Origin of the sequence: Flagellimonas meishanensis (assembly GCF_019880545.1) — a bacterium.
GTDB classification, from domain to species: domain Bacteria; phylum Bacteroidota; class Bacteroidia; order Flavobacteriales; family Flavobacteriaceae; genus Flagellimonas; species Flagellimonas meishanensis.
Map to the genome: position 1 here is coordinate 139,023 of NZ_JAINVW010000003.1, position 26,157 is coordinate 165,179.

28 protein-coding genes are annotated in these 26,157 nt (G+C 44.3%); 16 read left to right on the forward strand and 12 right to left on the reverse strand.

Features of this window, described 5'->3' with window-relative positions:
* Window positions 1–9: 9 nt before the first annotated feature.
* A complete protein-coding gene (locus tag K7G75_RS08565) occupies window positions 10–1,134 on the reverse strand; it encodes a hydrogenase small subunit (protein ID WP_222983838.1) in 1,125 nt (374 codons plus the stop codon).
* A gap of 160 nt (window positions 1,135–1,294) precedes the next feature.
* Here K7G75_RS08565 and hypA point away from each other — a divergent pair, with 160 nt between their 5' ends.
* From hypA to K7G75_RS08590, 5 genes are read left to right on the forward strand one after another with little or no spacing between them, the layout of a single operon-like run.
* On the forward strand, window positions 1,295–1,636 hold the full coding sequence (gene hypA, locus K7G75_RS08570; RefSeq protein WP_222983839.1) for a hydrogenase maturation nickel metallochaperone HypA: 342 nt from the start codon (window positions 1,295–1,297) through the stop codon (window positions 1,634–1,636).
* Window positions 1,637–1,652: 16 nt separating this feature from the next.
* Window positions 1,653–2,507: a hydrogenase nickel incorporation protein HypB gene (hypB, locus tag K7G75_RS08575; RefSeq protein WP_222983840.1), complete on the forward strand. Its 855-nt coding sequence runs from the start codon at window positions 1,653–1,655 to the stop codon at window positions 2,505–2,507.
* Window positions 2,508–2,518: 11 nt separating this feature from the next.
* Window positions 2,519–2,785 carry a HypC/HybG/HupF family hydrogenase formation chaperone gene (locus K7G75_RS08580; RefSeq protein WP_222983841.1) on the forward strand — a complete coding sequence of 89 codons (267 nt, stop codon included), beginning with the start codon at window positions 2,519–2,521 and terminating at the stop codon, window positions 2,783–2,785.
* 11 nt (window positions 2,786–2,796) lie between these two features.
* Window positions 2,797–3,480, forward strand: a complete 684-nt coding sequence (locus K7G75_RS08585; protein WP_222983842.1) for a leucyl/phenylalanyl-tRNA--protein transferase — start codon at window positions 2,797–2,799, stop codon at window positions 3,478–3,480.
* 17 nt (window positions 3,481–3,497) lie between these two features.
* Window positions 3,498–5,246: a tetratricopeptide repeat protein gene (locus K7G75_RS08590; protein ID WP_222983843.1), complete on the forward strand. Its 1,749-nt coding sequence runs from the start codon at window positions 3,498–3,500 to the stop codon at window positions 5,244–5,246.
* Between the two features lie 62 nt (window positions 5,247–5,308).
* On the opposite strand, the gene K7G75_RS08595 is transcribed toward K7G75_RS08590, so the two are convergent.
* The 11 genes from K7G75_RS08595 to K7G75_RS08645 all read right to left on the reverse strand — a co-directional run bounded on the left by K7G75_RS08595 (window position 5,309) and on the right by K7G75_RS08645 (window position 14,660).
* Complete coding sequence (locus K7G75_RS08595; RefSeq protein WP_222983844.1) at window positions 5,309–6,079, reverse strand: hypothetical protein; 771 nt, start codon at window positions 6,077–6,079, stop codon at window positions 5,309–5,311.
* 42 nt (window positions 6,080–6,121) lie between these two features.
* Window positions 6,122–7,342, reverse strand: coding sequence for a glutamyl-tRNA reductase (hemA, locus tag K7G75_RS08600; RefSeq protein WP_222983845.1), 1,221 nt, complete (start codon window positions 7,340–7,342; stop codon window positions 6,122–6,124).
* A gap of 75 nt (window positions 7,343–7,417) precedes the next feature.
* Window positions 7,418–7,816, reverse strand: a complete 399-nt coding sequence (locus tag K7G75_RS08605; protein ID WP_222983846.1) for a c-type cytochrome — start codon at window positions 7,814–7,816, stop codon at window positions 7,418–7,420.
* 11 nt (window positions 7,817–7,827) lie between these two features.
* Window positions 7,828–8,700 (reverse strand): hypothetical protein, encoded by an 873-nt coding sequence (locus tag K7G75_RS08610; protein WP_222983847.1) that lies wholly within the window; start codon window positions 8,698–8,700, stop codon window positions 7,828–7,830.
* The gene (nrfD, locus tag K7G75_RS08615; protein ID WP_222983848.1) at window positions 8,697–10,013 is read right to left on the reverse strand and encodes an NrfD/PsrC family molybdoenzyme membrane anchor subunit; all 1,317 of its coding nucleotides are present in this window, start codon (window positions 10,011–10,013) and stop codon (window positions 8,697–8,699) included. Before nrfD ends, K7G75_RS08610 begins: the two co-directional genes overlap by 4 nt.
* A complete protein-coding gene (locus K7G75_RS08620; protein WP_222983849.1) occupies window positions 10,010–10,978 on the reverse strand; it encodes a 4Fe-4S dicluster domain-containing protein in 969 nt (322 codons plus the stop codon). Before K7G75_RS08620 ends, nrfD begins: the two co-directional genes overlap by 4 nt.
* Window positions 10,979–10,986: 8 nt before the next feature.
* On the reverse strand, window positions 10,987–11,265 hold the full coding sequence (locus K7G75_RS08625; protein WP_222983850.1) for a hypothetical protein: 279 nt from the start codon (window positions 11,263–11,265) through the stop codon (window positions 10,987–10,989).
* A gap of 11 nt (window positions 11,266–11,276) precedes the next feature.
* Window positions 11,277–12,167: a DUF5777 family beta-barrel protein gene (locus tag K7G75_RS08630; RefSeq protein ID WP_222983851.1), complete on the reverse strand. Its 891-nt coding sequence runs from the start codon at window positions 12,165–12,167 to the stop codon at window positions 11,277–11,279.
* A gap of 18 nt (window positions 12,168–12,185) precedes the next feature.
* Window positions 12,186–12,584, reverse strand: coding sequence for a hypothetical protein (locus K7G75_RS08635; protein ID WP_222983852.1), 399 nt, complete (start codon window positions 12,582–12,584; stop codon window positions 12,186–12,188).
* A 149-nt stretch (window positions 12,585–12,733) separates the two neighbouring features.
* On the reverse strand, window positions 12,734–13,852 hold the full coding sequence (locus tag K7G75_RS08640; protein WP_222983853.1) for a hypothetical protein: 1,119 nt from the start codon (window positions 13,850–13,852) through the stop codon (window positions 12,734–12,736).
* Window positions 13,853–14,228: 376 nt separating this feature from the next.
* Entirely contained in the window at window positions 14,229–14,660 is a 432-nt protein-coding gene (locus K7G75_RS08645; RefSeq protein ID WP_222983854.1) for an RrF2 family transcriptional regulator, read from the reverse strand.
* Window positions 14,661–14,780: 120 nt separating this feature from the next.
* On the opposite strand from K7G75_RS08645, the gene K7G75_RS08650 reads away from it, so the two are divergent.
* From K7G75_RS08650 to K7G75_RS08700, 11 genes are all read left to right on the forward strand, one after another.
* Window positions 14,781–15,290: a c-type cytochrome gene (locus K7G75_RS08650; protein ID WP_222983855.1), complete on the forward strand. Its 510-nt coding sequence runs from the start codon at window positions 14,781–14,783 to the stop codon at window positions 15,288–15,290.
* A gap of 5 nt (window positions 15,291–15,295) precedes the next feature.
* A complete protein-coding gene (locus K7G75_RS08655; RefSeq protein WP_222983856.1) occupies window positions 15,296–15,871 on the forward strand; it encodes a fasciclin domain-containing protein in 576 nt (191 codons plus the stop codon).
* A 59-nt stretch (window positions 15,872–15,930) separates the two neighbouring features.
* Entirely contained in the window at window positions 15,931–17,856 is a 1,926-nt protein-coding gene (nosZ, locus tag K7G75_RS08660; RefSeq protein ID WP_262420357.1) for a Sec-dependent nitrous-oxide reductase, read from the forward strand.
* 114 nt (window positions 17,857–17,970) lie between these two features.
* Complete coding sequence (locus K7G75_RS08665) at window positions 17,971–18,612, forward strand: hypothetical protein (protein WP_222983858.1); 642 nt, start codon at window positions 17,971–17,973, stop codon at window positions 18,610–18,612.
* A gap of 6 nt (window positions 18,613–18,618) precedes the next feature.
* Window positions 18,619–19,053 (forward strand): nitrous oxide reductase accessory protein NosL, encoded by a 435-nt coding sequence (locus K7G75_RS08670; RefSeq protein WP_222983859.1) that lies wholly within the window; start codon window positions 18,619–18,621, stop codon window positions 19,051–19,053.
* Window positions 19,054–19,069: 16 nt separating this feature from the next.
* Complete coding sequence (locus K7G75_RS08675) at window positions 19,070–19,372, forward strand: cupin domain-containing protein (RefSeq protein WP_262420299.1); 303 nt, start codon at window positions 19,070–19,072, stop codon at window positions 19,370–19,372.
* Window positions 19,369–20,607, forward strand: coding sequence for a nitrous oxide reductase family maturation protein NosD (locus K7G75_RS08680; protein ID WP_222983860.1), 1,239 nt, complete (start codon window positions 19,369–19,371; stop codon window positions 20,605–20,607). Before K7G75_RS08675 ends, K7G75_RS08680 begins: the two co-directional genes overlap by 4 nt.
* A complete protein-coding gene (locus tag K7G75_RS08685) occupies window positions 20,604–21,314 on the forward strand; it encodes an ABC transporter ATP-binding protein (protein ID WP_222983861.1) in 711 nt (236 codons plus the stop codon). Before K7G75_RS08680 ends, K7G75_RS08685 begins: the two co-directional genes overlap by 4 nt.
* Window positions 21,307–22,089 carry an ABC transporter permease gene (locus tag K7G75_RS08690; RefSeq protein WP_222983862.1) on the forward strand — a complete coding sequence of 261 codons (783 nt, stop codon included), beginning with the start codon at window positions 21,307–21,309 and terminating at the stop codon, window positions 22,087–22,089. The genes K7G75_RS08685 and K7G75_RS08690 overlap by 8 nt, the downstream gene beginning before the upstream one ends.
* A gap of 66 nt (window positions 22,090–22,155) precedes the next feature.
* Window positions 22,156–25,056: a GAF domain-containing protein gene (locus K7G75_RS08695; RefSeq protein ID WP_222983863.1), complete on the forward strand. Its 2,901-nt coding sequence runs from the start codon at window positions 22,156–22,158 to the stop codon at window positions 25,054–25,056.
* Complete coding sequence (locus tag K7G75_RS08700; RefSeq protein WP_222983864.1) at window positions 25,057–26,145, forward strand: ion channel; 1,089 nt, start codon at window positions 25,057–25,059, stop codon at window positions 26,143–26,145.
* The last annotated feature ends 12 nt before the right edge of the window (window positions 26,146–26,157 follow it).

Below are 26,157 nucleotides of genomic sequence, written 5' to 3' on the forward strand. Positions count from 1 at the left end.
ATGTTTTTGTTAAGAATCTATTTTCTTTTCGTTTTGTTTGCCGCGGGATGTGCGGCTTCTGAGTTCTTTTCTTTTTGAAATATTGGCTGCCACGGCATGTACGGCCAAACCTCCTGCCACGACCCCAGCGGCCACTTTGCCGATGGTATCTGCAGAACTTTCTATTCCGAAGCCTGCCAAGCCCGTCAATCGCTCGTAGAAAGGCCCATTGTCCCAAAAATCCTCTTCACTACAGCCAATGCACCCATGGCCGGACTGTATGGGAAAACTGACCCCATTGTTCCATTTTATGGTACCACAGGAATTGTAGGTCATTGGACCCCGGCATCCAACTTTGTACAAGCAGTAGCCCTCTTTGGCATTTTGGTCATCAAAGGTTTCAGCGAAAAGACCCGCATCATAGTAAGGTCTTCTATAGCAGGAATCGTGGACCCTTTTTGAATAGAAAGCCTTGGGCCTTCCCAATCCGTCCAATTCGGGTAGGCGCCCGAAAGTGATAAGATGCACAATGATGCCTGCCATTACCTCTCCGATGGGCGGGCAACCTGGAACCCGGATTATGGGTTTGTTCTTGATTATTTTGTGGATTGGGGTGGCCTCTGTGGGGTTGGGGTATGCGGCTTGCACACATCCGTTGGAGGCGCAGCTGCCCCAAGCAATAATGGCCTTGGCCCCTTCAGCGGCTTCAATCAGCAAATCCTTCGCTGATCTCCCGGCAATGCAACAATAATTGCCATCATCACCCAAGGGTACGGAACCCTCCACACAAAGAATGTACTCTCCCTTGTATTTTTCCATGGTGGCGTGCTTTGCAGCTTCGGCTTGATGTCCGGAGGCAGCCATAAGTGTCAAGGTGTAGTCCAGGGATATTTTGTCGAGAATGATATCGGAAACAATAGGGTGATCCGATCTTATGAACGATTCGCTGCAACAGGTGCATTCTTGATAATGCTCCCAAATGACGGGAATTCGGAAGGTGTTCTCCAACGATTTGGCCACTTGGCCGATCATCGAGGTTTCCAAGCCCATATAAGCAGCAATATAGGTGGCAAACTTCATAAAATCGCGCCTACTATATCCCTGTTTTATAATGCTTTCATAATAGGTTTCCTTAGTTAGTTTTTCTGTCGCCATGGCCCAATTATTTTACCTAAAAAATCATTTTTTAAGGGTTTAACACTAAAACTACCTAAAAATCAAGGTTTTGAAAATGATAAATATCATGTTGTGGAAATTTCATTTTGAATAATATTGTTTCTTATGTAATTCTGATTAAGATCAAAAAAGATTAGGTATGCACGAGTTGTCCGTGGCCATGGGTATTGTGAAGATTGCCGAGGACGAAACCAAAAGGGCCGAGGCGGAAAGGGTCACAGTGATTGAACTCGAAATTGGTAGACTGGCTGGTATTGAATTTGAATCCCTCGATTTTGTTTGGCCGGCAGCAGTAAAAAATACCGTGCTCGAACATGCGGAGAAAAAGATTGAAGTAAAAGAGGGGTTGGCCAAGTGTGCGGATTGCGATGAGGTTTTCAAGATCCAACAATTTTATGATTCATGCCCATCGTGCAGTAGCAATCTGAAAGTGGTGATACAAGGCAAGGAACTTAGGGTCAAGGCCTTGGAGGTAGTATAACTTAAATTTAAACGATATGTGCGGCACTTGCGGTTGTGGAAGCGAAGAAAATGGCGTCAAGATTTTGGCCCCTTCCATCAAAAATGAAGTCCATCATCATGCCAATAAAGAGCATCATTCCCATTCCCATGACCATTCATTGGGACATGGGCATCATCACTCACACGATTATGGGCATCATCAGCATGATCACGACCATCATCATAAAACGGTGCTTGAGGTGGAAAGGGACATTTTACAACATAACGAGATCATGGCGGCCAGAAACAGGGGGTACTTTGATGCCAAGAACATCTTTGCCCTCAACCTGGTGAGCTCTCCGGGTTCTGGTAAAACCTCAATTTTGGAATGCACATTAAAAGATCTCAAGGACAAGATTCCTTTCTATGTGATAGAGGGAGACCAACAGACAGTGAACGATGCCAATCGAATTGCCGCTTTGGATGTTCCGGTATTGCAGATAAATACGGGAAAGGGGTGCCATCTTGAAAGTGACATGGTACATGATGCGGTGAAAAAACTGAACATTGCAAACGATTCCGTTTTGATGATCGAAAATGTCGGTAACCTTGTCTGTCCATCCATGTTCAACCTAGGTGAGCACAAGCGTGTGGTAATCGTAAGCACTACCGAGGGCGATGACAAGCCCATTAAGTATCCGGATATGTTCCACACCTCGGATGTATGCATCATCAACAAAATTGACCTGGCCCCTTATTTGGACACCAGTATTGAAGAATTGAAAAAGAACGCCCTAAAGGTGAATCCCAATCTGATATTTTTTGAGGTTTCCGCAACGAAGGGCACTGGAATGGAACAATGGTACCGTTGGCTCGAGGAACACGTAGAATTGATTGCACAAAAACAATAAAACCTAGAAGCATGTGTTTGGCAATACCGGGAAAATTATTGGAGATCACCTCTCAGCTTGATGAAACCTTCAGGATGGGAAAGGTTTCATTCGGGGGAATCAAAAAGGAAGTTAGCCTAACCCTGGTGCCGGAGGCCAAAGTAAATGATTATGTGATGGTTCATGTTGGGGCGGCCATCAGCATTGTTGACGAAGAGGAGGCAAAAAAGACCTTTGAAATACTGTCACAATTGGGAGAATTGAATGATCTGGAGCATCCACCCGAAAGCAACCCATAATTTCTTAAAACGTGCCTTACTTTGAACTAAAAAAGGAGGAACTCACTTTTCCACCGGCCTATTTCGCCGATATCGATGGTCTGCTGGCCGTAGGGGGAACTATGTCCGTGGAACGCTTGCTCTTGGCCTATAACAGTGGTATTTACTATTGGCACTACCCTTTGAAGCACATCAAGTGGTGGTCGCCCGACCCCAGGACTGTGATACGGCCAAATTTGTTCGAGCTGTCTCAATCCCGATTGGATTTCCTGACCACAGCGTTTAGGGTAACGGTGGATACCCAATTTGAAAAGGTACTACGAGCCTGTCAAGAAGAGTATAACACTGAAGGCCAGATGGACAATGGATGGCTTACCGAACGGATGGTGCGCATGTTCAAGGAATTGCATCAAATGGGCTACGCCCATTCCGTGGAAATTTGGAATAACCATCAACTAGTGGGCGGATTGTTCGGGATAGCAATAGGAAAACTTTTCTTTGGCGAATATTTGTTCGAAACGGCGGATAATGCTGCGGAGTTTGCCATACTGTTTTTGATTAAAAAATTAAAAGATGAAGGTTACGTATTGATGGACATGCAAAAGGAAACCTTTTTCTTTCCAGACATTGAACACGATGAGATTCCGAGATTGGAGTATGTGGACATTTGTAAGGAAAATGTCAAGAAGTATGGCGATGAACTTCCCAAATTTTAACCCAAAAAAACAAAACAATGAGCCTTTCCTTCCAAGAACAAATCGAAAATGCCAATGTACTTTTGCAGGAAAACCAACTAGAAAAATCCATTGAAAGCTATTTGGAAGCCTTAAGGCTTGCCTCTTCCCCGCAACAAAAGGTACACCTGCACAGTGTATTGGGCAGATTATACCAAAAAACAAAAAATCCGAAAGGGGCACTGTCCCAATTTAAAAGTGCTTTGGAACAAGCCGCGCAATTTGCCGAAGCAATGGATAGTGCTGATAGGGCATCCATCCTTAATAATATGGCGGCGATTTATGCCGAAATGGATCATCGGAAAGCGATTGACCATTATAAAGAGGCCATACATTTGTATCAAGGCCTTGTGGGAAATGGCAACAAGGGTTTCCTTCCACATCTCGCGAATACCCTTTTTGCAAAGGCGGAGGCACATAACAAAAAGAATGACTTTTACTTCGCAAAAAAAAATTATAAGGAAGCCATTACGGTATACGAAAGTTTGTCCAATATTGCCTATGAACGTTTAAGGGCAAGTGCTCATCACCAGCTGGGAAATATTTATACGGAAGAATTCAATCTGTTTGATGCAAAAGTGCATTATGGCAAGGCGCTAACACTTTTCAACAATTTGATTGGGGCGGGAGAGGATGCATTGAAACCCTATTTGGCGGCTGCCCTCAATAATCTGGGAGTCACTTTTAAATCGATGGGAGAGCCCGAAAAGGCTCTGGAGCAGTATAACAAGGCCCTTGATGTGTACCATGGACTTTCAGATAAGTCCCCTGAAATTTTTGAGCCCTATGTGGCAGCTACCTTTAACAGTTTGGGCATATTGTATGCGGAAGTGGGCAATTTTGAAAGGGCCGTGGAGCACATACAACAAGCTGTGGTTATCTACAATGGGCTTGCGGACATCAAACCAAGGGAATATACACACTATTTGGCTACCGGATTGCACAACCTGGGACTCTTCCATTTTGAGCTCAAGGAGTATGAATTGGCGGGGGACTATTTAAGCCAGGCACTTGAAATAAGAAAAAAACTGGCCATGGAACAGCCCAAAAATTTTGATGCCGATTTTTGTGCCACGGCATTGAATTTGGTAGAGTTGTACCAAACCGAAATGGAACGTAAATTGGATTTTGATTACAAGGAGAAAGCGTTGGCCCTGTTGAACGATGTGCAGGTAAGACTGGAAAGATATGATGCCGAAAGCTCCGTTATCAAGAACATGAAAAGTGACTGTGGGCATTATCTGGATTATTTTGAAGGCATCGATACGGAACAGGTGACCGTAAATGTGATCATGAAAAGGGTAAATGACCTTTATGAGGAAATAGACGGAACCATCTTGCCAGCCGAGAAGCTGGTTTTTCAGCAGGAGATTACAGCTCTTTTAAATACAAACTCGGAACACTTCCCTAACAGCACCCGATTGAGGAACGAACTTGTCAATGCCCATACCAATCAGAGCTGGCTCTATTTAAGGCTAAAGGAGTTCAACAAGGCGGAACGCACAGTCCTGGAGGTCCCAAAGCAAGAACGACAGTCTCTAGCGCTACAATGCAATTTGGCCCATGGTTACCTTTTGCAGGACCAAATGGACCAAGCCCTGGAAATTTACTGTGGACTAAAGGAACAGACCAATGCAGTGAATGAAAAGTTTATGGATATCGTTCTAAAGGATTTTGAGATATTACAAAGGGATGGAATTGATCACAAGGGCTTTGAAGTGGTCAAAAAACTGCTTTCTGTGACTTAAAATATCCTCGTAAGAGGGCTTAGTAAAGTTTTAAGGTGAATAGATATTCATAAAGTAAATGCCTATTGGATAAGCTCACCTTCCTCCACTAGGATGTCGTAGGAATAACCACTACCAAAATCCCGATTTAGCCGAACTATGCCGCGCATGGTAATTTTGTCCCCCTTCTCAATTTCGGTGGCTGAGGTTATCACCAAATCGAAATCGTCCTGGCTTCCATCCTTGAGATGGATCCAATTTTTGCCCATAATACCGTTGTTCACCTTTGCACATTCCCCACTCAGTTCTACAACTTTCCCCGCATACTTTTCTGGGTTTTCCACCAAATCGGAGACCTTTACGGTGCCGTGGTAGAGTCTATCCCTTTCTTCAGTGGAAACCACGGAATTTTTTATAGTCTCCGCTTTTTTGGAAATGTCGTCCATTTTATTGTTCATAAGACTTTCCCCTCCATGTTTTTTGGGTATCAGGGTGGTGACCAGGTAGATAGTGTCAAAAACCCGTTGGTGCTCTTTACTCTCAAATGCGGTCTTCATAAGGGCCTCATTATACAGGTAAGCGGTTCCTTCCTCTATAGGCTGTTTTCTTGCGGAAATCCAAAACTCGCGGCCTCCTTCTTCAACCTTAATATAGATGTATTTACCGGCCGGAAGTATTTCCTTGGCTACCACCTCATGCATTTCAAGATCCACATCGGACCCAAAATGGCCTTTTTGTGGTATTTGCTTTACGGCAAAAGGTTCCGTGGTTTTTGGACCCATATTACAGCCAGAAAGCAATGAAACAATCAGTACGACAAGAATATACGCTTTATTTTTTATAGGATGATACATATTTATACAATTGGGTTGCGGGCATTTAGAACCGCTGGTTTGTTAGAGTAGGTTTGCCTGTTGTTCAATCAGAACATCCATTTTTTTGGGTGGTAATTGTCCCTCTCCGTGCATTACCAACTTTCGGATGACCCTATCGGTGATCAATTTGATTTTTCCTTCATCCATCGGTCCTTGTTGCATCCTTAAATATCTTTTTATTTTTTGGTTCAATGTTATTTTATACTCGCCGAGCAATTCCCTCAACGGGGCTTCTTGGTACCATTTTTTGAATTCGGACAGTTCCTCTTCCTTGATGGCATTGACCTGGTTTATAGCGGCCAACCTTTTTTCGCGATTTTCTTCCAATTCCGTGGAAATGGTATCGAGGTCATAAAACATGGTTTCAACAGGGTCATTCAAACCTGGGTCGATGTTTCCGGGCAGTGCAAGGTCAATAAGCATTCTGGTCTTCTCGGTTCCGCTGATTTTAGTGATAAGATTGGGACAATTGCTTGCCGCACTGATGATTACATCAAAGTTCTCAAAATCGTTGGAGAGAACTTTCTCCCAATCGTACCAATCTCCAAGGTATCTATCCGTCAACATTAGTGCTTTGCTTTTGGTTCGATTGCTGATGAAAATATGCTCAAAACCAAACTTGACATTGTATTTGAACAGTTGCTTGACAATATCACCGGCACCCACGAACAATAGTTTTTTCTCATTTACCGCAGTCTTCCCAAAGGTGTCCACAATCATCTTGAGTGCTTTGTATGCTGCTGATGTGGTGCCATCCCTGAACAATGTTTCATTGCGGATTCTTTTATGGGTCCTAAATACCGTTTGCATGGCGCGCTCCAACAAGGAACCCTGTAGGCTATGGGCAATTGCCAATTGATAGGCCTTTTTGACCTGACACACGATTTCGGCATCTCCCAATACCTTGGAAACCAATCCAGAGGAAACCTCCAACAAGTGTCTTACCGATGTTTCGGTGGAATCGCTTGTGGTGAAAAGTTGCTCATTATCGGATGATTCCTCTCCCAAAAGATGCGAAACCATGAAGCGCAGTAGCGAAGTTGCAGACGTAGCTTCTGCTTCAAAATAAACCTCTGTTCTGTTGCATGTAACCAAGAGAAGCAGTCCCGAGATGTCCGGGAAACGGTTGCGCAACAGTGCCATTACCTCTTCCTTTTGGTCATGGGCAATGTAAAACTTCTCCCGTTGCCTGACGGAAGCCGTCTTATGTGAAATACTTATATAACGCAGTATCTTGGCCATCTGATTTTTTTTGTTTTCTTGTCACAATATGGTATTGCAAACAGGCATTATTTGAACACTCTTCCCGCCTGTGTGCTATTCTTCCATGGTCCTCATGTAATTCACGATAAGCCATCTGTCCTCATCATCGGGCATCTTTTTGGTATATTCTGGCATATCGTTTCTACCAAAGGAAGTTTTGTAAAACAGCTCTCCGTCAGTCTGTGCCTGAAATTCCGATGTTGAAAAGTCTCCCAAGTCACCTTTTTGATCTGCAGCTTTTGGGCCATCCCCATAGCCTTCTTTTCCATGGCACGATTTACAGTGCTTGCTGTACAGGGCTTTTCCAATATCAAGGTCAACGGAAGGGTCGGTTGGGTTTTTCATGTTCACATATTTTTCGGGAACCACCCATTCTTCCTGCACAGTGGCATTAAAGGAAAAGTAGATAGAGGCCAGAAGACCAATGATAATTGTTGTTAGAATTGCTTTCATTTTTAGAGATATTAAGATTTAGAAATTTTATATAGATTTCGAATTAAATACAATATTGGCCCCCAAGTGGCAATAACCAAAAAGAGGGTAAAAAACAGAATGAAAATGGGGGTTTCGCTTCGTGGTCCCCACAGGGTCCTTTCATCAAATGTTGATTCTTCAACGATTGGGACTCCGTAGGGAGCATTTGCTATCGCCTTGACCGTGCCATAATCATCACTATCGCTTAGAACGACCTCTAGATTAAGATTGCCATCCAATCCGGGAATTCCCCCTTCAACAGGGACAAGAATTGTGCCCTCTTCATCGGTATAATTGAATTCCTCACCAATGGGCAAAGGCCGTAGCAAGCGTTGGACCTGTACTTTCAAGTTGCTTTCCGCTATCGGAATGCCACTTACGGCATCGGTCAAAGTTGCTTCTATGTAATTCACACTATCCCTCGTGACCAGGTTGGTTCTGATGTCGGCATCCTTAAAACTAACAGTCTTTGATGCCCTCTTAAAACCATCGTTGCCCTCAAATGCAACACCAATGGTATAGGTATCTGTTGAGTCTGCCTTAATCCGATCTAAGGACGGTAGGAGAAACCGGCTTTTCCCACTCATGTTGGTCTTGGTAGTGCCCAAGGGAAACTCCTCATCCTCAAATTCATAATAAACTTCTAAATCTATATGTGGCACATCGGTCATCTGGTTGTCTATTCTGGAAATTGCCTTAATATCCAAATAGCTCTGTTCGCCCATGACCTTTATATAGTCCACTTTTAATCTAACAGTGTTCTTTTTTGCCTTTTGTGCATGCAGACCTTGATGGTGCACTGGGAAAAGGAACATTCCCAAACAAACCAAGAAAATAAGATATAAGTAACCTGCACTTTTCATGATTCCGAACTTTGAAGGGTTGCCGATAAATTCTGTTCGTCCGCGGTCCGCTGTATGGGAACGGCGGGTAAGTATCTTACCAATAGTGTTATGATCAACAGTGCCATGGCCAAGGTGGCCACGGTTATGGCCCATTCGTGCATGCTTGGGAAGTAAGAATGCCATGATTCGGGAACCCCTTGTATGGGTAAAAAAGGTTCTAGCAAGGTGGGGGTGATGATGATATAACGTTTCCACCAAGATGCAATAACCACAATCATACCGATAAAAAACATGGGCAATGGCTTTCTGCCTTTCTTGAACAGTAGGACTATTATCGGCAAAACAAGGCCAGCAATGGTCACGAACCAGAACAAGGGGGCGTAGTGCCCTGTGAACAAGGTGGCCAAATGCACCTCTTCGCCTTTCTTTGCGGTGAATGCAGGGATCAAATACTCATTGATATTGAAATAGAGATAGATCAAACAGGCCAAGGCCAACAGTTTTCCCATTTTATCGAAGTGATATTCCGTAATGTAGGCCTCCAGTTTTCTGGCCCTTCTTACCACGTAAATAACCGTTACAAGAGCACCGACGCCAGCCACAAAGGCCCCCGAAATAAAATAAGGTGCAAAATTGGTGCTGTCCCATCCTGTTCTGTATGTGGTTGAAAACAGCCAGGCATCTATGGTCTGCAACAAAATCCCTGCTAGGATGATCAACACCGCTATCACCCGTATTGATTTTGTCTGGATTTCCTTTTGGGCAGCATTGCCAGTCCACTTCAATGATAGTTTTCCATACCATTTGCTAAGTTTCGGCTTGGTTTTGGAATAATACTTCTGGAGTATTGCAAAATCGGGTAACAAGGGAAAATAAAGCAATAATAGACTGATTACCAAAAATGTGGGTATAATGATGACGTCCCAGGTAATGGGAGATTGCAACCTCGCATGTATGAACAAGTTCAGCAATCGATCAGGCCTGGCCATATCTATCATGATGGTAATGCCAGCCATGGCAATACAAGCTACTGTAATGATCTCGGCAATCCTAACCAGCGGCGTTCTCCATGCATTGTTCGTCAATCTTAGAATGGCCACCGTAACGGAACCCACGAAACTTGTGGCAACAAAAAACACAAAATTGGAAATATAGATGCCCCAAAGCGCATAATCACGCATATTGGTCACCACTTGTCCCTTAACCAGTTGGTCCACATATGCAATGATTCCTATAATGATGAGCAACAATAGCAAACCAATCCAGACAGCCCCAAGCCTTCCGAACTTTCGGGGTGCCAAATCCTGTACTATCACATCATGATTTTTCATTCTTTGACCGGTTTTTCTACGGATTGAAATTCAGTAAAATGTTCCATGCCATCCTCGAAATCCACCAACCTATCCACTGGTGGCAAATAATATACGCTGGGTTCCGTACCCAAACTTTCCAAAAGACGATAGCCTGCCTTTTCTTCCAAAAGTTTGCTCAATCGAACCGTTTCTTCGCCATTGGTCACCGTATCCTCATATTTGTCACCAAAATAGAACACCCCATTTGGGCAGGCGGTAACGCAGTGGGGCAATTCGCCCTCTTTTACCATGTGCGGACAAAAATCACATTTGTCCACAGTGCCTTTCAGACTTGGCATCCCGGCATATTCCGGGGTGGGTTCTACGCCTGTCATATCTAGGTTTAGCGTAACTTCTTGCCCGGGATCTCCCCAGTTGAAAACTCGAGTTGAATAGGGGCATGCGGCCATGCAGAAACGGCACCCAATACAACGGTCATTGTCAATGAGTACAAGGCCATCCTTTCGCTTGAAGGTAGCATCAACAGGGCATACGGTCACACAGGCCGGTTTGTCGCAATGTTGGCAGGTGGTGGGCATCCAGTAGGGTGCTGTGTCCTCAGATTCCTGCATTTTGTAGACCTTCATCCATGCATTATCACCGGTTATGTAATGTGCCTTATTACAGGCACTCTGACATTTTAGGGCATTCTTGCATTTCGCCAGGTCTACTACCATGACAAACTTCCTATTGGGAATACCTTCGCGCACGTTATAGTCCATGCCATGCCGATGGCCCATTTCAACTACTTCGGATGAATCTACCTGGATGATGGTACCATCGGTCGTCATGAGTTCCATGGTCTCTCCCGAACCTTCCTCGGCGTTGGCTTTCAGGCTGGTAGATAATTTGGACAGTGCAACACCACCAATAGCACTAGCAATACCAATTTTCAGACCCTTGTCCAAAAATTTACGCCGCGACTTTTTGCTGTTGTTTTCCATATTCAGAATTACTTGGATGAACCAGATTTTTTACCTAACCAATCCAAGAAGGTCGTGTTGGAGATATTTTTCTTCACGATTTTGGATTTTTTTAAGGCACTGATCTTCACCTTTACCGTGGTGCCATCCGGCCTCAAAAGGGTCTCATAACCATCTTCTCCGATATCTTCCTTGTTTTTATCCCCGGACTGATCATAACCAACAAATGGAATCAGCAATGTGCTTCCCAAAATGGGCAGGATTCCCCTTCTTGAAATTTTTTTCCCTTTGTCAGGTTTCGATGCCATATTTGTTTTCATTAAAAGTTATAGAGTCTGGTGATGTTGAAACCGATCACGAAATCCCCGCTGAAAAAGTCATTACGATTGAATATGACATTTTTTTGGGGCACAATGCCCTGATAGCTCGAGATGAACAGTTGAAATGCATGGGATGAGGTCCTGAATTCCACCCCTAAGCTAAATCCTGGTTCGGGATCTATGAAACCCGTTAAAGGGTCATATGCTGTACTGGATCCCTCCAAATAATGTACAAACGGTTGGGTATAATCTACCAAAATAGAGGTTTGCGGACTAATTTTGTAACGTCCTCCCAGCGATAGGGCGACCACATCATTGGGCATCCTTTCTGGCACAAAGTTGTAATGCGACACACTGCCCGCAGCCTGCAAAGAAAGCTTGGAATTGAATCGGCGGGAAACGATCAACTGGTGAAAGAAAGAATATCGATGCTGTTCCACCAAAAAGTTATCCTTTCCGCGTGCATCAATGGTGAAGTTTCCAAAATAGGTAACGTTCACGGGCATTCTATCGGAACGCGTCTGCCTAAATATGCCCACTTTCCAGTTAAAATCCTGTAAGCGGTCAAATTTTGTGGTCCCATAACCGATGGTAAGCCGTTCATGCAGCCCATAGGAAAACCCGATACGGATATTGGAAGGGGCCCAAATGCCCAGTAGATCGTTGCTGCCCCCATCCACGAGCCCAAACCTGTGGCCCATTTGCACTTCCAGGGTGTTCTTTGAATTGAGAACATCCGTGGGCATTTCAATAATGTACGAGCTTTCGAAGGCAGGACGTTGTGGTTTATCCACTACCGAATCCTTTACGGTTCCCTGTTCGCTACCCTGTGCAAGCAGCAATAGGGGGAATAGGAGGAAAAAAACAGATATAAGGTTCAAATTTTTCATAGTAAAGTGTCTCACTAGTTAGTTGTTTTCGGCTCCACGGTCTATCCAAGCCCTTATCAAGGCAATTTCATTACTGCTGAGCACAAAACCTGCATCTATGGGATGGGCGTTGCCCGGTAATTTTTGAAAGAGTTCACTACCTTCGGCATCGCCTGGCACAACATAGTCGGGAACAATTTCACCATAAGCACTACCTACTCTTAGATCGGGATTGGCCACCGATCCGTTGTGACAGACCGTACAATCCTTGCCGCTTTGTGAAAATAAGGGCTCAATATCGGTTTGAAATGAAATCTCCTCATCCGGCGGAATTTCAGGTCCGGAAGCTTCGGGAAATTCCACATCTTGATCATAGTAGCATGAAAAATTCCAAAGGCCTAAGGCTGCAACCACAAGTAATTGAAATTGCCTCTTCATTTTTTTGATTTTATTGTATGGTTCTCCGACGTTCATTTTGAATTGAATTTATTGTGGTCCATAGTATACTTGAAACTGAAGGGACACCATGAAAGCTTCCGAAATGCCTGTGCTGTTGGGTATGCGCTGACATATTGAAGGCTCCATGATCAATCCTGCAAAGCTTCAATGGAATTTTTTAGGAGCGCCCTTATATAAGCTGGGTTATGGATACCCTTGCTCTGGTCTTCGAGGGCGGTCATGTAATTCCAAGCGGCCTGCGCCTCTGCCGTGGTAAAGATCCCTGTTTGCGAACGGCCATTGATGATGATGCCCACTACTGGAGTTCCGTTACCGACAGGATTTCCATCTATATCAAATACCGGATTACCATCAACATCTTCCTCATATTCCTCACCCACCACTTGTGTCAACAATTGACCCAGCGTTTCAAAATCACTGGTGAAACCTCCGATTTCATCTGGAGTACCATTGGGGTGACATGCAATACAGGCATCTGCGGTCGGGTTCCATGAGTGCAGTCCCTCGTTGGTGTCCGAAGATGGACCCATGTGACATTCAACGCAAGAGGATCCAGTTCTGTGCGTGGCCGAACCTACCCCAGGATATCCCTCGGAACCCGCAATGTTGGCTCCCATTATACCTTCCAAAACGGTGGCTTGCGGTCCATGGTGCGGTCCGAAACGGGTACTGGTGATCACGTATTTTCCTGTACCATTCTCAGCAGGGATTACATAGCTGTTTCTCGGCTGGTGACAGGTTATACAGTTATTGCTGGAACCGCCAAAGTCGATTACCGTGGTTCCATCTATCACCAATGTAACAGGATCGATATTTCTCAGGGCATAATCAAAGCCATCGTTCTCAAAGTCGAACGTGCTGTGCTTGTCATGGCAAGTGGTACAGTTAATGGGCATCGGATTGGCATATCCTGCGGTATCAACCGCACCGAACGCCAAATAATCGATGTACCCTGCGTTGCCGTGGCATTGGGCGCAATTGGGTGAAGCTCCCCTAGCAAAGGTGGTGCCCACGCCGTGCATCGATACGGAAAAAGAAGCAATGATCGGCTCTCTTGCCGTATTGGAGTGGCATGCGATACAGGAAGCCGTGCCATCTTCTCCATCAATACCGTCAATGCCGTCAACACCGTCCTGTCCGGGCGGACCAGCTATTGGGTCTGGAATTTCAAGGTCGCTTGTACATTGGACCAGAAAAAAGCCCATAACGGCCAACGACAGAATACTAAGAAACTTGGATTTTTTCATTGGAATATTAATTTAGAGTCTTTGGATGGGGATAAAACTAGTAATAGCATGGCACCATAAATATGATATAGATCAGGTTTGCCAAAAATTTCTTAAAATGAATGAAGACCCTTTAAAAAGTAGAAGAAGAAAGGAAAATCGAGATTAATTCCTGGCTTACAATCCCAAAAACAAGTAGCGTCCATTTTCGGTCAGGGATTCGGAAGGTCCGGTGCAGTTATTTGGCGGTGTTAATGGCCTGATTCATTTTTGACTGTTCAGGATGAAGTGTTTTATGAAAAGCGCACCCAGTTATACCTAATATAATAGCATATAAAAATGAAAGACACTTACGCCATAGGCAAGTAGCTAAACCGTTTTCAGGCTTTTGTATTTTTTATAAAGGCAGTATGGAATTTCCTTGTTTGACGTCCGCAACCAATTCTTTAATGGTTGTGTTCTCCAGATTGTGGATTACCCCCAATTTTTGATCGCCTACTAAGTTGTGCAGTGGACATGGATTCTCAGAATTGCACTGTTCAAGGCTCAGCAGGCAAGAACGGAACTTGTCCTCCCCATCGATGATCTCAATAATCTGCATGATATTCATTTGTAGATTCACTTCATCCAGATAGAATCCGCCATGGGGCCCTTTCACGGAAGATACCATGTTATGTCGGGCAAGTTCCTGCAAAAGTTTGGCGATATAGGGTGCAGGAGCATTGATGGGGGCACTCAGATCCTTGGCCTGAATCTTATTTTCCACACTGGCATGGAGTGCGAGGTACAGTACTCCTTTAATGGCATACTTGGAAGACCTTGAAAACATTGAGGTTGTCTTTCTGCAAAAATATATAATAAAAGATGTTTTTGTCTTAAATATGACGAATATCATGTTTTTCGTAATCCATGACCAATATTTTTGAGCATTCATTTAAAATCACATCCTATGAAAATCAATTCCATAATTTTCTCGAGTTTGCTCACGGTTTTCCTTCTGGCATGCGGGGGCAAGGAAGAAAAGAAAACTGATGGTTTCAGTGTGGAGCGAACAAAGGCCACTGAGCAACCGCAGGAAAACACTTCGGCCACGAATGATGTGCCCGCATCGGAGCGGATTACTTTGGACAATAAGGGCGTGGGCCAAATCAAATCGCTTTCGCTAGATCCAGAGATAAACATGGAAATGGTTGAGGCCGGTAGTGCCCTTTTCAAGACCAATTGTACTGCCTGTCACAAAGTGGATAAGCGTTTTATTGGTCCTTCACCCAAGGGAATCATGAAACGTAGGAGTCCGGAATGGATCATGAACATGATTTTGGACCCGCAATTAATGGTTGAACAGGATCGCTGCGCCAAAGACTTACTTGTGGAGTTTAATGGTGCGGCCATGGCCAATCAGAACATCACTGTGGAACAGGCAAGATCAATCTTAGAATACTTCAGAACTTTAGAATAACAATTATGAAAACCATCCATTTAAAAATCGTATTGGGTTCCTTTTTGGCAATTTTCCTTGTTTTGGGATGCAAAGATGGGAACCAGAAAACACCGGCTGTGACCGATTCAGGCTCCAGTGCGGAAAGTGAAAAGGTAGGACAGGCCTTTATTGCGGATGACGAGTCCACGCCCAATGTCCTTCAAATTGCATTGGGATCACCTGACCATACCACACTCGTTGCCGCCGTGCAGGCCGCTGATTTGGAAAATGCATTGGTAAACGCTGGACCACTCATGGTCTTTGCGCCAACCAATGCCGCATTTGACGCACTTCCTGATGGCACCGTGGAAAATCTGTTGAAACCGGAGAACAAAGATGCCTTGGCCAACATTCTCAAACATCATGTGACACCTGGCAATTACTCCAAGGAATTCCTGAAAAAATTTAAAAAACTGGGGCAGGCCAATGATCAGAACACCACCGTGGAGGTAAAAGATGGAGAGGTATACATTGGAGGTGCCAAAATCGTGGCAAGCGTTCCCGCGGGCAATGGCATTGTACATGTGGTTGATGCCGTGATATTACCTCCAGAAAACTAAATCCTAATCTAAAAACAAACAAAACAATGAGAAATCTGAATTATTTTTTTAGCTCCATAATGGCAATTGCGTTACTTTTTATTGGATGTAAACCCGGCACAAACGGATCCGATGGCGGGGCGCTGGCCTCAAGTGCCGCGGAAAAAGTTTACGTGGCCCCAGGGGAGCAGGATGAGTTCTATGCATTCCTCTCGGGGGGGTATAGCGGCAACCTGACCGTATATGGTCTTCCCTCTGGTAGGATGTTCAAGGAAATTCCTGTGTTCTCCCAATTCCCAACTTCGGGGTATGGATATTCCGAGGAAACCAAACCCATGTTGAACACCTCCCATGGATTCATTCCCTGGGACGATTTGCACCATCCCGATATTTCACAGACCAATGGGGAGCTTGATGGCCGATGGATTTTTGTGAACGGGAACAACACCCCAAGGATTGCACGGATCAGTCTTAGTACTTTCGAAACCGAGGAGATTATTGAAATACCCAATAGTGGTGGTAACCACAGTTCTGCTTTCATTACCGAAAACACCGAATATGTAATTGCGGGTACGCGTTTTGCAGTTCCTGTTCCGCAGCGGGATATGCCCATCAACGAATACAAAGGAAACTTCAAGGGCGCCCTTAGCTTTATAAGTGTTGATCCAGAAAGTGGCCGTTTGGACCTAAAATTCCAGGTGATGATGCCCGGGTTTAACTATGATCTATCTCGTCCGGGAAGGGGAAAATCCCACGGTTGGCATTTCTTCAGTACCTATAACACAGAGGAGGCCAATTCATTGATGGAAGTGAATTCCTCCCAAAACGACAAAGACTTCATCGCGGCTATCAACTGGAAAAAGATTGAAGATTATGTGAACAATGGGGGAGGCACAAAAATGGCCACCAACTATGCACACAATGTGTACGATGAACATACCCACTCAGGCACATCCACAATGAAAAAAGAAGTACTGACCGTGGACCCCACCGAAGTGCCAGGCGCGGTATTTTTCCTACCTACACCAAAGTCGCCACACGGCTGTGATGTTGACCCCTCAGGAGAATACATCATTGGTGCAGGAAAGCTTTCTGCGGACATAACCGTACACTCATTTACCAAAATGTTGGAGGCCATTGAGGCAGAAAAGTTTGATGGAGAGGCTTACGGAATCCCAATCCTGAAATTTGAAGATGTCATGACCGGTCAGGTAAAGAGTGGGGGATTAGGGCCGCTACATACCGAATTTGATAGTAATGGTAACGCCTACACCACATTCTTCATTTCCTCTGAAGTGGTAAAATGGAAATTGGGCACTTGGGAAGTAGTGGATCGTAAACCCACTTTCTATTCCGTAGGTCACTTGATGATACCTGGTGGAAATTCCCGTAACCCTTTTGGAAAATATCTGGTGGCAATGAACAAGATCACCAAAGACCGTTATTTGCCCACCGGGCCTGAAATGGAACATTCCGCGCAGATTTATGATATCTCTGGGGAAAAAATGGAATTGATCTATGATTTCCCAACACATGGGGAACCCCATTACGCTGCGGGATGTCCGGCAGATTTACTCAGGGCCAACTCCAAGAAAATCTATCGATTGGATGAAAACAAGCATCCCTATGCAGTAACATCTCCCGACCAGGCCAGAGTGGAACGAAATGGCAATGAAGTGCATGTGTACATGTCCACCATTCGAAGCCACTTTACACCTGATAATATTGAGGGCGTCAAAGTTGGTGACAAGGTGTATTTCCACATCACCAACCACGAACAGGATTTTGATGTGCCCCACGGCTTCTCAATATTGGGACAGAACACCTCCGAAATATTGATAATGCCCGGGCAGACCAAGACTTCGGTTTGGGAGCCCAAACAAGTAGGCGTATGGCCATTCTATTGTACCGATTTCTGTTCGGCATTGCACCAAGAAATGCAGGGTTATGTAAGGGTTTCCCCTGCCAATGCCAACATGGACCTTTCATGGTCTCTAGGTGAGTAAGGATCGCCATCATTTTTCAAACGGAGAGCGGGCAGCAAAGCTGCTGCCCGCTTTACTTAAACGGTTCAGGACCGCACCTTGGAATTTTCCGTTCAATATTTGTAAAGTCACATTATGAAAAAAGCCAGTATCCTCATGATCATAGGCCCCTTATTTCTTTTGGGATTGTATTTCTTCCCCTTATGGAACATCATGCTGGGAGCACCCCAATATCCAGAACCTTTGGGCATAAACATCCACATTGACGGCTTACAGGGAGTTAACGAATTTGATATCCAGAATATAGATGGCCTTAACCACTACATTGGCATGAAAACCTTGCCCAAACCGGAAGATATGTGGGAATTCAGTGTTTTTCCCTTGATTATTGGTGTCATGGTCATCCTTGGGGTCCTCATTGGCTTTTTAGGGTTTTTCAAGGTGGTGTCGCCCAATTGGTTTATAGGATGGTTTGTTGTGATGTCCATACTTGGCATTTTGGGCATGTATGATTTCAATGCCTGGATGGTGGACTACGGAACCAATCTTGACCCCAATGCCATTATGAAGTTGGCCAATCCGGATGGCACACCCATGACCTACAAGCCACCCTTGTTCGGCCATGCCAAAATGTTGAATTTTGATGTAACTTCCCTACCTGCCACTGGCGCGTGGATGATGTTCACGGGGATGATGCTCATATTAATTGCCTTCTTATGGGGCAGAAAAATGTGGAAACCCAAAAAACAAGAAGTCTTGCAGACCGCAAATTCATAAGACACAATGGAATCAATTAGGGCTTTATTGGTTTTGCTGATGCTGGGAGTAATGTCGTGCAACATTGGACCCAAGCCCATAGCCTATGGTACGGATGCCTGTCATTTCTGCAAAATGACCATTGTGGACAAGCAGCATGCAGCCGAATTTGTCACAAAAAAAGGCAAAGTGTACAAGTTTGATGCATCGGAATGTATGCTAAATCAATTGAAGGATTTTGAAACCGACAAGGTAGCCCTGTTTCTGGTGAACGATTATGCATCGCCCGGGGAACTTGTTGATGCCACCAAAGCCACCTTTTTGATCAGCAATAATCTTCCAAGTCCAATGGGCGAATTTCTATCGGCCTTTGAATCCGAACAAGCAGCGAAGCAGGCAAAGACGGGAAATGAAGGTCAACTTTTTACCTGGGACCAACTGCTAAAAAAGTTCAATCCTTAAATCAAGTCAGCGACCTATGGACATGTACAGAATTGACTCAACCATTCTCGATTTACCTTTTACCGGACTTACGATTAAAAAGAGCCCAACCACGTCGGGTATTGAAATACTGTGCATATCCCTTGAAAAAGGGGCGGCTTTTCCGGAACATAGTTCTCCCAAGGATGCCCGACTTATCGTTGTCCAGGGAAATATCGAATTCAACATAGCCAACCAGACTTTTCAATTATCGGCCCAACAAAGCTTAAGCTTCCCCAAAGAGGAAATACATTCAGTAAAGGCCAACGAGGATTCTAAATTTTTGATCATTCGCTCATGAGTTTTTCCCGCTTATTCTTTTTGCTTACGAGTTTGTTTTTTATCAACACGCTATGGGCGACAACCATTGTTGTGTGTGAAACTTGCGAGATAAAATCCATAAAGGAAGCAATAAGCCTTGCCGCGGACTTTGATACGATTTTGATAAAAAGGGGCACATACAGGGAATTCAACCTATTGGTGAACAAACCCCTTACACTAAAGGGTGAAGGTTTCCCGACAATTGATGGTGAGGATAAGGGAGAGATCATTCGAGTGGTCTCTGATAATGTGACCATTGATGGATTTTTCATCATCAATGTGGGGACGAGCTATACCTCGGACCATGCCGCCATCCGGATGGTGCGCTGCAAAAACTTCTTGATCCAGAATGTGGTGTTGGAACGGCTTTTTTTCGGGATCTACATCGAAAAATCGAGCTATGGTAAAATTTACCACAACAAAATCATCGGTGATGCAAAGGATGAATACAATTCTGGCAATGGTATACAATTGTGGTATTCCAATCATGTTGAAGTGGAAAAAAATATAGTACAGGGGGTTAGGGACGGGATTTACCTGGAATTTTCGGACAACATTGCCATCAAGGACAACTCCAGCACAAACAACCTCAGATATGGTTTGCATTTTATGTTCTCAAACGATGACATCTACACCAACAATGTTTTCCAGAACAATGGGGCAGGGGTGGCGGTGATGTTTTCAAAACGGATAGAAATGCGCAACAATACCTTTCGCGAAAATTGGGGAACAGCCTCCTATGGTATGCTCCTAAAGGAGATCAACGATGCGGAAATAGTCGACAACGTTTTTGAGGAAAACACCATTGGGATCAATATCGAGGGATCAAACCGCATAGTGTACAGGGGAAACGATTTTAGAAACAACGGATGGGCCATCAAAGTACTGGGGGCATGCTATTCCAATACCTTTACCCAGAACAATTTTCTCTACAATTCTTTTGATATATCCTATAACAGCCGATTGAACGATAACGTATTTGATCAAAACTATTGGAGTGATTATACAGGATATGATCTGGACAAAAATGGCATTGGGGATGTGCCCTATCGCCCGGTTAAATTATTTTCCTACATTGTAAATAGAACACCGGAGACGATAGTTCTTTTGCGCAGCTTATTTATGGATATTATCGACTTTTCCGAAAAAGTTTCGCCTGTTTTTACACCGGACAATCTATTTGATGCTAACCCACTAATGAAAAGGCACCAATGATAGCGATCACCAACCTTAAAAAAAGCTTTGGCAGAAACGAGGTCCTAAAAGGATTGGACCTCGAAATAAAACCAAAGGGCATTATAGCCATACTGGGTCCGAACGGTTCAGGAAAAACCACCCTTATCAAATCCATTTTGGGAATGGTAATTCCTGATGAGGGCAGTATTTCAATATCGGGGAAGGACATTAAGAATAAATGGGCCTACCGAAAAGAAATAGAATACCTGCCACAGATTGCAAACTTTCCCGGGAATCTGAAGGTAAGGGAGCTTATCCACATGATCAAGGACCTACACCAAAGGCCCACAAATGATGAACAGCTCATTGACCTTTTTGGGCTGAAACCTTTTTTGGAAAAAAAATTCAGTACACTTTCCGGTGGAACCAAACAAAAGGTGAACATCCTGCTCACCTTCATGTTCGACAAGCCTTTGATAATACTGGATGAACCCACAACGGGATTGGATCCCAGGGCACTGATTCATTTGAAGGAACTCATCCAGTACGAAAAAGCAAACGGGAAAACCATTTTGGTCACTTCGCACATCATGCACTTTGTTGAGGAAATCGCCGATGAGATCATCTATCTGTTGGATGGAAGGATATATTTCAAGGGAAGCGTAAAGGACCTGATGGAAAAAACCAAACAAAAGAATGTGGAACATGCCATTGCGGCCATAGCCAACAACACGGACCATGCTTAAAATCCTAAAATATAGTTTTTATGACCTGATGCGGAGCAGATGGAGCTATGTCTACTTTTTGTTCTATTTGGCCCTGGGGTTTGTACTCCTCTTTCTCAACAGTGACCTTTCCAAGGCGGTCATCACGTTAATGAACATCATCATTGTACTTGTTCCGTTGATTGGGACGATTTTTGGGGTGATGTATTTCTACAATTCCAAGGAATTTACCGAGCTGCTCCTGGCACAACCAATCAAGCGCTCATCCATTTTTATGGGACAATATTTGGGCGTGGGCTTTTCCCTTACGCTGAGTCTTCTTTTGGGATTGGGCATACCATTTGTCATCTATGGCCTTTTCAGGAGCAATGCTGTGTTCGATTTCACCTTGTTGCTCGTAAATGGTGCGTTTTTGACCATGATTTTTACCGCCCTATCATTCAATATTGCCCTTTCCAATGAAAACAGGATCAAAGGTTTCGGTTATGCCATATTGGTGTGGTTGTGCCTTGCGGTCATTTATGATGGACTTTTTCTAATGTCGCTTATCGTATTCGAAGAATACCCATTGGACACGTTTTCATTGATTGCCACGTTGCTCAACCCCATAGATCTTTCCAGAACCCTTATTTTGTTGAAACTGGACATATCTGCCTTATTGGGATATACCGGCGCCGTTTTCAAGAATTTTTTTGGTACCGACCAAGGATTGATGATCTCTCTTTTTGCGCTTATGCTGTGGACCTTGCTACCAATATGGCGATTGGTCTTCAAGGCCAAGCGCAAGGATTTTTGAGAATTTCTCCCAAAAAAATAGGAGTAAGCTTCTTTTTTTATCTTTAGGGGATTGACTTGAACGCCCATGCGCCTTATACTGACCTTTTTTTTGTTCTTCACCCTAGGGACAACCGTTTCGGTGTTTGGACAGAAATTCCAATATACTTACCACAAAGGCGACGGCATTCCTTTCAAAAAAGTAAACCAAACAATTCAGGATGTAAAAGGCTACGTATGGTTGGCCACTGACCAAGGCCTGTTCCGGTTTGATGGAAAAACCTTTGAGGACCACAACATTGCCTTGAGCAGCAAGACCATACGGTCGTTTGTACAGTGGGATAACGAGACCTTGCTATTTACCACTGACACGGGAATCCACATTCTAAAATATAATGATGATGATGTTTTGGTTAACCATTTCATCAAAACCCCGGAGAACGTCTACCCAACCACGCTTTTTAAGGATTCAATGGCCAGGTTGTGGACTGGAAGGATGGATGGATCTATTGCCGTTTACCAACAACCAGGCTTGGATGCTGCAATTTTTACCCCTGTCGATTTGAAAAAAACAGAACACATTTTCTTCGGTGAAGATGGATTTGGCACTGTTTGGGCATTGATTCCGGGAGAAGGAGTGTTCTATTTTGATGAAACTTCCAAAGCATTCAAGGTGTTTGGAGGATATGAAGGGGCCAAGCACTTTTTAGTGGATGATGATGAAATTTGGATTGTTGGCAATACCATTTACAAAATAACCATAGATGGAAATCAAAAAACACAAAACCAAACCGAATTTACCACGGATAAAAAAATACAACAAATAGCACGCACCAGTTCCGGAACCATTTTTCTTGCCACCGAAACGGAAATCTTCACTTTTTATCCGGAAGAAGGCCGACCAAAACTGAGCAAGGTCTTTGGTTCCAATGACCCGCACCGGGTGGAGGAATTGCCATTTCAGGGCATAAACCATTTAGCCTTTACATTGAATGAGATGAACCTGAACCATGTGGTCTGGGTGAGTTCCAAAAATGGAATATTTCTGTTGTGGTCAAGTTTTTTTCAAAATGTATCGGGCCTTGGATATGACAATGTCATGGGGTTGCATACCACAAGCAACGGACAGATCTTGGTATCACAGGGACCCGTGCACCGCATATACAATCAGGGAGCCTCAGTCAGCTTTAAAAAGGAAAATGAACTGAACGGGATAACGGGGATTGTCTCCAACAGCACGGATACGTGGTACGGCACCACAGAGGGTTTCATTTATCAATACAGACAAGGAAGGTTAGTGAAAACATACGACCTTTCATCAAGGGGAAGCGGTGTTTTTTTCATGTCGATGGATCATGCAGGTGATATTTGGTTTTGTCAAGCAACTTCGGACAAACCTCTGGTAGGGGTCGGAAAGATAGATTCCAGTGGGAGGGTGGAAGCCTATGGGAGAGATAAAGGATTTGATAGCCGTATTTTGATCATTCGCGAGGGAGGTCGGAACGAGCTTTATGCCGCCGGAATAGGTAATGAATCCTATCTTTATAAATACAATAGGGACAAAGATGTCTTCGAAAACAAAAGTCTACCCTTTCCCTTTAAGGTGAGCAGCAATTTTGAAGTGCACGATATGGCTGTGGATGGTAAAGGTCTTGTTTGGATGGCCACTACCGATGGCCTTATCAAATATGATACGGAAACGGTAAGAAAGGTGGATTTGGGGAAATTTACGGATGGGGAAGTACGGTCCATTGTGGCAATGCCCAATGGCGTCCTGTGGCTTTCCACGGACACCAACGGTCTTATACATTTGGATGCGGAGGGAAATTATGTGGTTTTTGATGAAAATAGCGGCACACCATCCAAGGTGTCCTCCTATCGTTGCCTGGCCTTGGACAGCAATGCACAGCTATGGGTTGGAACAGCCGAAGGGCTCGTATATTCTTCAGAGACCCTACCTGGGCCCCTACAGACCAAGGCCCCTATTGTGCGGAGCATTCTGGTTGACAATGAAGAGGCGTTGTTTAAGGATGTCATCCAAATCAATGAGCAACAGTTGATCCAAGTGGAAATGACCACCTTGGCCTTTCCCAGTGAAGACATAAGATATGAATACAAGATCATTGAAAATGGCACCCCTAAGGATGAAATCTTCGATATTCCATGGATTGGTTCCCAAGGTGCCTTTCTAGAGCCAAAAAGCATGACCTCCGGCACATACCAGCTGTGGGTAAGGGCGCAGAAACAAGGCGGTTTTGCTTGGAGCAAACCGAGCAAGTTCGGTTTTAGGGTCGCTGGAAAATGGTACACCAGCTGGTGGGGTATTTTGCTATGGACTATATTGGGATTTTTGTTCTTTTGGTATTTTGTGCGACACTGGTTTTTAAAGCGGATAAGTGGATTGCAGGCCTCACTGAATCAAAAACAGAAGGAACTGAAACAAAAGGAAGTAGAGCTGGTATCGCAGTCCCGTTCCCTTCAGGACAAGCAGGAAGAACTGAAAACTACCGGGGCCAACATTTATCTTTTGCAGCGGCTGATTCGTCAAATACCCAGGAATGCGAGTTGGAAAGATGCGATGCCCGTACTCAGAAAGTTGGTGGACCTTCCCACTGGCATAGATGCCTTTGAAATCGCATACAAAAAAGGGGACGATATCGTGTATTTGGGATTCCAGAGGGGGTTGGACGATACTGTGGTAAGACAGCAGGAATTTAACGAAAAGGAAGATTTGGCCAGTTATGTTTTGGTGACCAATAGACCCCTCACCATAGCGGATTATGATCGGGAAGCTTCCCAATACATCTCCAAAAAGGCCGATAGGGGGTATGCCTCACGATTGCTATTGCCCTTTGAACAGGCCAAGGGAACCCCAGCTGTGCTATGTGTTAGCAACAAGGATAAAGAGACGTTTTCGCAACAGGATCTTACGCTTATCCAAATTTTGGGGTTGTTTTTGGGCGCCAGTGTTAAAGATGAACTGAAATAGATGTCAAAAAAGAATTTCATAACGTTGGTTTTGTTGTTTGCAATTGGGTGCAATACAAATCTGTTTGCTCGCCTGGCTTTGAACGATACCTTATTGGTGGGAATTCATGAGGCACCACCTTTTGTGATAAAGGACGCGGAAGGTTTTTCAGGAGTATCGGTAGACCTGTGGGAGCATATTGCACAGGAAATGGGAGTCCCTTTTAAATATGAACTATACAGTGATGAGGTTGGCATTGTACGTTCTTTGGACTATGATGAGCTCGATTTGACAATCAATCCAATGGCTGTGAACAAAACCCGACTGGAGCGCTTTATGGTCACCCAACCCTTTTATATTTCCAGTATTGGGGTGGTCACAACAGTAAATAGCCAGAGCAAATTCAGGATATTCATCAACAATTTTTTCTCAAGGGACTTTTTAAATGTGGTACTGTTGCTGGTTTTGGTGCTATTGACTTTTGGGACGATTCTCTGGTTCGTGGAGCGGCGCAAGAACCAGTATCAGTTTAGGCCCGGCATAAAAGGCCTTTTTGATGGTCTTTGGTGGGCAGCAGTGACCATGACCACGGTTGGGTATGGCGACAAAGCGCCAAAGACCAATCTGGGAAAGACCATTGCCATTATTTGGATGTTCACGGCAATCATTATAATTTCCAGTTTTACGGCGACCATTGCCTCTACCTTAACCGTGAACACCTTGGAAGCGAGCATTGACGGGCTTGATGATCTCCAAACCATAGAAAGATTGGGAGTGGTAGGGGCATCGGACGGTGAGACCTTTGCATTGCAGCAAGGAATACGACCATTTAGAACCTACAGGACCGCTCCGCAAGCGTTACGAGCACTGTCCCGCAAGGAAATTGAAGTGCTCATCCACGATAAAACAGCCTTGGAATACCTTATTCTTACGAATCAACTGGAAGAGAAGGTAAAATCACTGCCGCTTACCTTCAGCAAACAATACAGAAGCTTTATCATGCCCAAATCCGAACCCCATTTTGATGAGATCAACAAAAAGCTTATCTCCCGAATTCAATCCTCGGAGTGGGGCGGCATGTTGAAGAAATATAATTTGCACGCTGAATGAAAATGACGAGGG

What these genes read in the sequence shown, in the direction of transcription:
- K7G75_RS08640 (WP_222983853.1), bottom strand. Translation starts at nt 13,852, where the DNA reads ATGAAAAAATCCAAGTTTCTTAGTATTCTGTCGTTGGCCGTTATGGGC.
- K7G75_RS08670 (WP_222983859.1), top strand. Translation starts at nt 18,619, where the DNA reads ATGGAATCAATTAGGGCTTTATTGGTTTTGCTGATGCTGGGAGTAATG.
- hypA (WP_222983839.1), top strand. Translation starts at nt 1,295, where the DNA reads ATGCACGAGTTGTCCGTGGCCATGGGTATTGTGAAGATTGCCGAGGAC.
- K7G75_RS08645 (WP_222983854.1), bottom strand. Translation starts at nt 14,660, where the DNA reads ATGTTTTCAAGGTCTTCCAAGTATGCCATTAAAGGAGTACTGTACCTC.
- K7G75_RS08650 (WP_222983855.1), top strand. Translation starts at nt 14,781, where the DNA reads ATGAAAATCAATTCCATAATTTTCTCGAGTTTGCTCACGGTTTTCCTT.
- K7G75_RS08620 (WP_222983849.1), bottom strand. Translation starts at nt 10,978, where the DNA reads ATGGAAAACAACAGCAAAAAGTCGCGGCGTAAATTTTTGGACAAGGGT.
- K7G75_RS08675 (WP_262420299.1), top strand. Translation starts at nt 19,070, where the DNA reads ATGGACATGTACAGAATTGACTCAACCATTCTCGATTTACCTTTTACC.
- K7G75_RS08625 (WP_222983850.1), bottom strand. Translation starts at nt 11,265, where the DNA reads ATGGCATCGAAACCTGACAAAGGGAAAAAAATTTCAAGAAGGGGAATC.
- K7G75_RS08605 (WP_222983846.1), bottom strand. Translation starts at nt 7,816, where the DNA reads ATGAAAGCAATTCTAACAACAATTATCATTGGTCTTCTGGCCTCTATC.
- K7G75_RS08665 (WP_222983858.1), top strand. Translation starts at nt 17,971, where the DNA reads ATGAAAAAAGCCAGTATCCTCATGATCATAGGCCCCTTATTTCTTTTG.
- K7G75_RS08630 (WP_222983851.1), bottom strand. Translation starts at nt 12,167, where the DNA reads ATGAAAAATTTGAACCTTATATCTGTTTTTTTCCTCCTATTCCCCCTA.
- K7G75_RS08580 (WP_222983841.1), top strand. Translation starts at nt 2,519, where the DNA reads ATGTGTTTGGCAATACCGGGAAAATTATTGGAGATCACCTCTCAGCTT.
- nosZ (WP_262420357.1), top strand. Translation starts at nt 15,931, where the DNA reads ATGGCAATTGCGTTACTTTTTATTGGATGTAAACCCGGCACAAACGGA.
- K7G75_RS08685 (WP_222983861.1), top strand. Translation starts at nt 20,604, where the DNA reads ATGATAGCGATCACCAACCTTAAAAAAAGCTTTGGCAGAAACGAGGTC.
- K7G75_RS08695 (WP_222983863.1), top strand. Translation starts at nt 22,156, where the DNA reads ATGCGCCTTATACTGACCTTTTTTTTGTTCTTCACCCTAGGGACAACC.
- K7G75_RS08655 (WP_222983856.1), top strand. Translation starts at nt 15,296, where the DNA reads ATGAAAACCATCCATTTAAAAATCGTATTGGGTTCCTTTTTGGCAATT.
- K7G75_RS08590 (WP_222983843.1), top strand. Translation starts at nt 3,498, where the DNA reads ATGAGCCTTTCCTTCCAAGAACAAATCGAAAATGCCAATGTACTTTTG.
- K7G75_RS08700 (WP_222983864.1), top strand. Translation starts at nt 25,057, where the DNA reads ATGTCAAAAAAGAATTTCATAACGTTGGTTTTGTTGTTTGCAATTGGG.
- nrfD (WP_222983848.1), bottom strand. Translation starts at nt 10,013, where the DNA reads ATGAAAAATCATGATGTGATAGTACAGGATTTGGCACCCCGAAAGTTC.
- K7G75_RS08595 (WP_222983844.1), bottom strand. Translation starts at nt 6,079, where the DNA reads ATGTATCATCCTATAAAAAATAAAGCGTATATTCTTGTCGTACTGATT.
- K7G75_RS08565 (WP_222983838.1), bottom strand. Translation starts at nt 1,134, where the DNA reads ATGGCGACAGAAAAACTAACTAAGGAAACCTATTATGAAAGCATTATA.
- K7G75_RS08635 (WP_222983852.1), bottom strand. Translation starts at nt 12,584, where the DNA reads ATGAAGAGGCAATTTCAATTACTTGTGGTTGCAGCCTTAGGCCTTTGG.
- K7G75_RS08690 (WP_222983862.1), top strand. Translation starts at nt 21,307, where the DNA reads ATGCTTAAAATCCTAAAATATAGTTTTTATGACCTGATGCGGAGCAGA.
- hemA (WP_222983845.1), bottom strand. Translation starts at nt 7,342, where the DNA reads ATGGCCAAGATACTGCGTTATATAAGTATTTCACATAAGACGGCTTCC.
- K7G75_RS08610 (WP_222983847.1), bottom strand. Translation starts at nt 8,700, where the DNA reads ATGAAAAGTGCAGGTTACTTATATCTTATTTTCTTGGTTTGTTTGGGA.
- K7G75_RS08680 (WP_222983860.1), top strand. Translation starts at nt 19,369, where the DNA reads ATGAGTTTTTCCCGCTTATTCTTTTTGCTTACGAGTTTGTTTTTTATC.
- hypB (WP_222983840.1), top strand. Translation starts at nt 1,653, where the DNA reads ATGTGCGGCACTTGCGGTTGTGGAAGCGAAGAAAATGGCGTCAAGATT.